This is a genomic window from Mesorhizobium sp. M0140 (genome assembly GCF_040322475.1).
GTDB lineage: Bacteria > Pseudomonadota > Alphaproteobacteria > Rhizobiales > Rhizobiaceae > Mesorhizobium.
In genome coordinates this window covers 1-1103 of the sequence record NZ_JAMYTM010000083.1, presented here as the reverse complement: position 1 = coordinate 1103, position 1103 = coordinate 1, and the positions used below count along the sequence as shown (strand labels likewise).

General features: G+C 56.1%; 2 protein-coding genes and 1 tRNA gene. All 3 read right to left on the bottom strand.

Annotated elements, in window-relative coordinates; translation table 11 throughout:
- Positions 1-106 precede the first annotated feature (106 nt).
- A complete protein-coding gene (locus tag NKJ37_RS31930) occupies positions 107-349 on the bottom strand; it encodes a GIY-YIG nuclease family protein (protein WP_023812851.1) in 243 nt (80 codons plus the stop codon).
- A gap of 230 nt (positions 350-579) precedes the next feature.
- Positions 580-670: transfer RNA gene (locus NKJ37_RS31925), tRNA-Ser, on the bottom strand.
- 52 nt (positions 671-722) lie between these two features.
- The coding region (locus NKJ37_RS31920; protein WP_352723444.1) for a hypothetical protein at positions 723-1103 on the bottom strand (381 nt) is incomplete at its 5' end.

The following is a 1103-nucleotide window of genomic DNA, read 5'->3' as shown; positions in this document are numbered from 1 at the left end:
GAATCGAACGAAACAGCGGAACCGGCAAACCGCTTTTATGCGTTAAGTGATTGAGGCTCCAGAGTTTTTCGAAAATATACTGGATTTTCCGCCGTCGCGCGAACAATCACCAAAGACGTTTGCTGGCGAAAGCGTGTCCGGAGCCGGATTTGAGATAACGTTCGAACGAGGTCGCCTTGGCTCGATTCGAGAAGGCGATATAGGTGACGATCCGCCATGGCATGAACTTGGATGTATGGCTGGATTTTCCGGCGTTATGTTCGGCAAGTCGGCGCTTCAGGTCTGAAGTCACGCCGATGTAGCGCTCACCTTCCGTAGCCTTGCTTTCCAGCAGGTATACGTACCACACGAGCCACCCCCTTAACCAAGCGAGTATCCTGGCTCGGGGAAGGCGGCCCGCCAACCCCTGCTTTTGCTGGGATCGCACAGAGGTCTGGACTTGTCCTGCGAAGCGCACAGTGCAAGCAGAAAACCTTGTTTTGCTAGGGTTTTAGCCCTCCTTCGCCGAGGCTTCGGAGGGCATCCTGCTTCGCGCAGAGGTCTGGACTTGTCCTGCGAAGCTCGAAGAGCGAAGCAGGATGGCGGAGAGGATGGGATTCGAACCCACGAGAAGCTTTTGACCTCTACTCCCTTAGCAGGGGAGCGCCTTCGACCACTCGGCCACCTCTCCGTTGCGCCGGTGGATAAAGAAAAGCGCCGGCACAATCAACAAGCCTGCATCATTATATGGAAAAATAAGATGCACTGAACCGTGGCCTTCCATGGATGCGGCGGTTCTGCGGTTGTTTCCTGGCTAGCGACTCGGGAGCTTGCCATGATTCCGACGGCCCTTCGCCGGATTCGGCGGCAAACAAGGGGGTGCGGCGGGCCTGATGGTTAACGAGAGCTTTCTGAGTGAGGCCAAATCGTGTCATTTGTGCAACAACGCCGGGGGATAGCAGCCAGGCAGCCCTTTCGCCGGTACGATCGTGGTTGAACGCCGCCGCCTCATGGGTAATGTCGATTTCGAAGGAGCGGCGCGGTGCGCATCTTTTTCGGTAGTGGGGATGGGGCAGGGAACGCTGTCCTTCAGCAAAGAATACCCAGACCCGTTTTTTAACTTT